This window comes from Desulfococcus sp., from assembly GCF_041737845.1.
In the GTDB taxonomy this organism is placed as follows: Bacteria; Desulfobacterota; Desulfobacteria; order Desulfobacterales; family Desulfococcaceae; genus Desulfococcus.
Map to the genome: position 1 here is coordinate 1 of NZ_JBGSQX010000045.1, position 5639 is coordinate 5639.

7 protein-coding genes are annotated in these 5639 nt (G+C 64.0%); 6 read left to right on the plus strand and 1 reads right to left on the minus strand.

The window, feature by feature from the left end; all coding sequences use genetic code 11:
- The 6 genes from ACEW8N_RS05245 to ACEW8N_RS05270 all read left to right on the plus strand — a co-directional run.
- Window positions 1-208 (plus strand): putative transposase (locus ACEW8N_RS05245; RefSeq protein ID WP_373498753.1); only part of this gene is annotated, 208 nt, incomplete at its 5' end.
- Complete coding sequence (locus ACEW8N_RS05250; protein ID WP_373498759.1) at window positions 205-1413, plus strand: Na/Pi symporter; 1209 nt, start codon at window positions 205-207, stop codon at window positions 1411-1413. The genes ACEW8N_RS05245 and ACEW8N_RS05250, both read left to right, overlap by 4 nt.
- Window positions 1414-1487: 74 nt before the next feature.
- Window positions 1488-2252 carry a TerC family protein gene (locus ACEW8N_RS05255; protein WP_373498754.1) on the plus strand — a complete coding sequence of 255 codons (765 nt, stop codon included), beginning with the start codon at window positions 1488-1490 and terminating at the stop codon, window positions 2250-2252.
- A gap of 26 nt (window positions 2253-2278) precedes the next feature.
- Window positions 2279-2647, plus strand: a complete 369-nt coding sequence (locus ACEW8N_RS05260) for a hypothetical protein (protein ID WP_373498755.1) — start codon at window positions 2279-2281, stop codon at window positions 2645-2647.
- 82 nt (window positions 2648-2729) lie between these two features.
- Window positions 2730-3293, plus strand: a complete 564-nt coding sequence (locus tag ACEW8N_RS05265) for an isochorismatase family protein (protein WP_373498756.1) — start codon at window positions 2730-2732, stop codon at window positions 3291-3293.
- A 263-nt stretch (window positions 3294-3556) separates the two neighbouring features.
- Window positions 3557-4333 carry a sugar phosphate isomerase/epimerase family protein gene (locus tag ACEW8N_RS05270; protein ID WP_373498757.1) on the plus strand — a complete coding sequence of 259 codons (777 nt, stop codon included), beginning with the start codon at window positions 3557-3559 and terminating at the stop codon, window positions 4331-4333.
- Window positions 4334-4354: 21 nt separating this feature from the next.
- Here ACEW8N_RS05270 and ACEW8N_RS05275 read toward each other — a convergent pair.
- Window positions 4355-5639, minus strand: a 1285-nt coding sequence (locus ACEW8N_RS05275) for an SLC13 family permease (RefSeq protein ID WP_373498758.1), incomplete at its 5' end; no start/stop codon positions are given.

Below are 5639 nucleotides of genomic sequence, written 5' to 3' on the forward strand. Positions count from 1 at the left end.
GCTGCCTGCAGATATCCTACCGGATGATGAACGGAAGATCCTCTCCGTAAAACTTCACAGCATGGCCAATCCCCGTTCGAATCGCCTGCTGCGAACATTGTGTGAACGAGTAAACGAAACTGAGTATGTCTTCCCGGGAACAGAACTTAGACTCTACTTTGAAGCACCGGCTGTTGCATCTGAAGATGCCGGGGGTCAAGAGTTCTGAATTTCGGGCTCTGGTTTTATCTCCTGGTCGGGACCCTGGTCACGGCGGCCATGCAGGCCAGCGCGGCCACCATCGCCATCGCGCTGGCGGCGCTCCACAGCCGGCTGATCCCCTTTGACATCGCCGCCGTGGTGGTCATCGGGGCCAACATCGGGACGACCATCACCGTCCTTCTGGGCGCCATCGGGGGGGTCCAGGCCAAGAAAAGGGTGGCCCTGAGCCATCTCGTCTTCAACTTGGTGACCGGCGCGGCGGCGTTTCTGGGGCTGCCCGGACTGATCCGCTTCATCGGGGTTTTCGTGGACATCGGCGCCGACGAGCTGACGGCCCTGGCCCTTTTTCACACCCTGTTCAACCTGCTGGGGGTCGTGATATTTTTCCCGTTCGTGGGGATCCTCTCCCGGCTGCTCGTGAGGCTCTATCCCGACCGCAAGGCTGTTCTGACCGAATACCTCGACAAGACCCCCACCGAGGTGATCGACGCCGCCGAGGCCGCCCTGCGGAAGGAAGTGGGGCACCTCCTCCAGGAATGCCAGCTCTACAACCTCCAGCTTCTGCAGATTGACGAAAAGCTGGTGTTCGACAGCGATACCCCCTTTGAAAAGAACGAACGGCGGAAGCATACCCTCGAGGAGCTTTACGAAAACATCAAGCTGCTCCACGCCGCCATTTTCACCTTCTACTCGAAGGTCCAGGCCCAGAAGCTTCACGAAACCGAGGCCAAGGAGCTGGAGCGGGTGATCTACGCCTCGCGCAACATCATGAATTCCATCAAGAACTTCAAGGGGATCCGCTTGAACATGGAGGAGTTCGACGCCTCGGAAAACCCCTATGTCAATGCCCAGTACAAGCTGTTTCGCAAGCGGCTGGTCGAACTCTACCACGGCATGTTCCGCATCCTCTCCATCGGCGACCGTGAAGAGCAGTACCGAAGCCTGTTAAGAACCTTCGTCCAGATCGAGGAGGCCGACGGCAGGTTCATCAAGAACACCCGGCAGGCGGTGGCCGACCAGAAGATCCACGAGATGGAGATCGCGACTCTCCTCCTGGTCAACCGGCTGTTCACCCAGTCCTGCCGCATGCAGATTTACAGCATGAAGGACCTTCTCCTGACCCAGCAGCAGATCCATGACTTCGACCGGGCCATGGACATGAAGGAGATCATCGACACGGAAAAGCTGAAACCCGACACGACGGCGGGGTGACGGGTCCGCCGCGGCCGTCCCGGGGGCGGCCGGCGCACGCGGCGCTTTGAATATAATGAGAATGCGAGGTGGGTATGGCTGTGTGGCTGACAAGCCCCGAGGCATGGATCGCCCTGGGCACCCTGACGGCGCTTGAAATCGTTCTGGGGATCGACAACATCATATTTATTTCGATTCTCGTGGGCCGGCTCCCGGCGCATCAGCGGGGTCTGGCCAGGAGGGTGGGGCTGGGGCTGGCCATGCTGACCCGCCTGGCCCTGCTCTTCTCCATTTCGTGGGTCATGGGCCTGACCGGGTCGTGGTTCACCGTGCTGGGCCGCGACATTTCCGGCCGAGACGTCATCCTGATCGCGGGAGGCCTGTTTCTTCTGGCCAAGGCGACCCATGAGATCCACAACAGCCTGGAAGGGAGCGAAGGCCGGGGCGGAGCCGCCGCCGCCAGCGGGTTCGGGCTGGTGCTCCTGCAGATCGCGGTCCTGGATATCGTTTTCTCCCTCGACTCCGTCATCACGGCGGTGGGCCTGGTCGACCACGTTTCCCTGATGGCGATCGCCGTCATCCTGGCGGTGATCGTCATGCTGATGGCGGCCGGGGCCATCAGCGATTTCGTGGACGCTCACCCCACCATCAAGATCCTCGCCCTGTCTTTCCTGATCCTGGTGGGCGTCACTCTCATGGTGGAAGGGTTCGACGTCCATGTGCCCAAGGGATATATCTATTTCTCCATGGCCTTTTCAGTCGGGGTGGAGATGCTCAACATGCGGATGCGCAGGCGTGTGGCGGAGCCGGTGAAGCTGCACAAGACGCTTCGCGGTGTGGAACCGTCGGAGGAAAAATGACGGAAATTCAATAAAGGAGAACCCCCATGAAATGCGAACACTGCGCGGCCGACATCGCGGCCCCGGATGCCCACGAACACGCCGGACGGACCCTCTGCGAGGACTGCTGCCTGGATGTTTTGACCGCGCCCAGGGCGTGCGACCCGTGGGCGGTCTACAGCGCCACGAGAACGGCCTCCCGGGAGAAGAGCCTCACCCCGCTTCAGGAAAGGATGCTGAATCTGTTCAGGGCCGAGGGGCCCTTGAGCCAGGAGCGGATCTGCAGCGGGCTGGGGATCTCCGAGGCGGAATTCCGCGATACGATCGCGCCCCTCAGGCATATGGAGCTGGCCCGGGCCTGCAAGGTGGGCGGAGCGGTACGCTATACCCGCTTCGAAGACCCGGCGGGGGATTGAGTCAGCTTACAGGATCGGGCGGCCTCGGCCGTCACGGACCATCAGCCGCCGGGGGAAGCGCCCCGAACGGAAGAAGGAGGGGATGATGCTGATCCGACACGAATTTGTGGCGACCCATGAAGAGAGCCTGCTCCTGATCATCGACATTCAGCAGACCATGCTCAAGGTCATTCCCGCGTGGGAGGGGGTTGCCCGCGAGGTGACCCGCCTGGTTCGAGCGGCCCGGATCGTCGACGTCCCCATCCTGTTGACGGAGCAATATCCGAAGGGGCTCGGCGGAACCATTCCCGAGGTGCTCCGGGAGGTCCCGTCCCCCAGGGTGTTCCAGAAGGAATCCTTCAGCGCCTGCCTGGAGTCGGACTTCCTGCCCACCCTCCGGGGGTTTCATCGCCCCAGGATCGTTGTGGTCGGCATGGAGACCCATGTCTGCGTCCTCCAGACGGCCCTCGACCTGATCGCATCGGGCTTCCAGGTCCAACTTGCAGCCGATGCCGTGGCCTCCCGCACGACCGAAAACCGAGATATTGCGATCCACATCCTGCGGCAGGCCGGCGCCGTCGTCACCTCCGCGGAGACCGTCATTTTTCAGTGGGCGCGCCGCGCCAACACGGACAGTTTCCGGAGGATTCTTCCCGTTGTCAAGTGACGGCCCCGCAACACCTCCGATATCCGTGTTGCGCGTACACCTCGTCACTGCGGCCGTAAAAGCAGCACTGGCGGATGATGCGGCGGATCCTGCCGCGGTGGAAGAAAGGGCGGATGAGCCTTTGATCGGTTTTTCCGAAATGGTGAAAAGACTCAAGAGGGATAGCCGAATATCAATTTTCATTGAAAGAATCGGTTTGGAAGGATTTCAGCCTTCGGGCCTATCCTACGAAAGGGGTGACAGCATTCATGCAATACGGAGCCATGAATTTTCCGGTGAAACCGACCCTGGAGGAGATCGCCGTCTACGGCGGCTTAGGCTTTGACTACCTCGAACTGGCCATGGACCCGCCCCTTGCCCACCACGCCCGGGTGCGCCGGCAGAAGGCGGCCCTGCGCGAGGCCCTGGACCGGTATGGGATGGGGCTCGTCTGCCACCTGCCCACCTTCCTTTCCACGGCCGACCTGACCGAGAGCCTTCGACGCGTCTCGATGGAGGAACTCCTGGCCTCCCTGGAACTCGCGGCCGAACTGGGCGCCTCCAAGGCTGTTCTCCACCCCAGTTATATGGCCGGCCTCTCCACCCATGTCCCGGAGCTCTGGCGGGAATATGCCCTGGAGGGCCTGGAACGCGTCACGGCCGCGGCCCGGGGGTGCGGGGTAAGGCTCTGCCTGGAAAATCTCTTTCCCAAGATCTCCCCCCTCAGCACGCCGGAGGCCTTCCGGGAGGTGTTCGACCGCTTCCCGGACCTGGCCATGACCCTGGACCTGGGCCATGCCCATATCGGCCTGGAGGGCATGGCGCGCATTCTTGCGTTCATCCAGGCGTTCCCCGACCGCATCCGGCACCTGCACGTGAGCGACAATCACGGCAAGCGGGATGAGCACCTGCCGGTGGGGCAGGGGAGCCTCGACTTCACTGCGGCGGCGGCGGCCCTTCGGACGGCCGGCTACGACGGCACCGTGACGCTCGAAATCTTCGATCCGGACCGGAGCGCCCTGGTGCGCAGCCGCGAGCGCCTGAAAGGCCTCTTCCCCTGATCCGGAGGCTCCGGGATGGCGTCATGCCGGCCAGAGGATCGGCAGCAGCCACACGGACACCAGGAGGGCGATGACGGTGAGGGGCACGCCGATCTTGACATAGTCTACGAAGCGATAGCCGCCGGGTCCCATGACGAGAAGATGGGCGGGGTGGGAGAGGGGGCTCGCGAAGCTCGACGACGCCGAGATGGCCACGGTCATCATGAGCAGATGGGGGGAGATTCCCAGGGTGTCGGCGGCGCTGAGGGCCACCGGCGCCATCAGCACCACCAGGGCCGCGGTGGGGATGACCTGGGTGCCGACCACGGTGACGGCAAAGAGCGCGGCGACGACCCAGCGGGGGCCGAGGTCCCCCACCGCGGCCACCAGGGCGCCGGCTCCCATCTCGGCCGCCCCCGTGTTCTGGATGGCCACGCCCAGGGGCAGCATGCCGGCGATGAGAAACACGACCTTCCACTCGATGGCGCGATAGGCCTCCTCCATGCTCAGGCATCCGACGAGCACCATGAGGGTCGCCCCGGTGAGCCCGGCAACGGCGATGGGGACGAGGCCCGTGATGGCGGAAAGCAGGACCGCCAGCATGATGGCCGCGGCCACATGGGCCTTTTCCAGGCGCGGGGCCCGGGCGGCCGCTTCATCCAGCACCAGGAAATCGGGATCGCGGGACACCGCCTCCAGGTTGCGGCGCTGCCCGTACACCAGCATGGCGTCTCCGAACTGGAGCGGCATGTCCTGCAGCCCGGTGCGATAGGGGCGGCCTTTTCGCCAGACGGCCAGCACGCTGACGCCGTAGCGCTCGCGGAAAAGCAGGTCCGCCAGGGTCCGCCCCGCCAGGGTGGTCCTGGGCGAGAGCAGAACCTCCGTGACGCCGATCTGCTGGGACTCCAGCTCGGCCGCAAGGCCCGCGCTCTGGGCCGCGATCTCCAGATCCTGAAGTCCCTTGAGGACGTCGAGGTCCCGCGAGGCGCCCTGGAGCACCAGCAGATCGCCGGCTTGAATCGTTTCATGGGGCGAAGGCATCAACAGCCATGCCTCGCCGCGGACGATGGCCGCCACGGTCAGGCCGAATGCGCTGCCCAGACGGCTTTCGACCAGGTCCCGGTCCGTAAGAACCGACCCGGGGGGAACGCGCACGGGCAGCAGGTGGGCCCGGCCCCCGGTGACGGCGTTCACCGCGTCCATCGAAAGGGCGGCCATTTCAGAAACGAGGCCCCGGTGGAACACCTCTTCCACCGCATCCCGCTCCCCCTGCAGCAGCAGCCGATCCCCCGCGGCAAGCCTGCGCCGCCGCAGGTCCGCGACGGCC

What these genes read in the sequence shown, in the direction of transcription:
- ACEW8N_RS05255 (WP_373498754.1), top strand. Translation starts at nt 1,488, where the DNA reads ATGGCTGTGTGGCTGACAAGCCCCGAGGCATGGATCGCCCTGGGCACC.
- ACEW8N_RS05260 (WP_373498755.1), top strand. Translation starts at nt 2,279, where the DNA reads ATGAAATGCGAACACTGCGCGGCCGACATCGCGGCCCCGGATGCCCAC.
- ACEW8N_RS05265 (WP_373498756.1), top strand. Translation starts at nt 2,730, where the DNA reads ATGATGCTGATCCGACACGAATTTGTGGCGACCCATGAAGAGAGCCTG.
- ACEW8N_RS05270 (WP_373498757.1), top strand. Translation starts at nt 3,557, where the DNA reads ATGAATTTTCCGGTGAAACCGACCCTGGAGGAGATCGCCGTCTACGGC.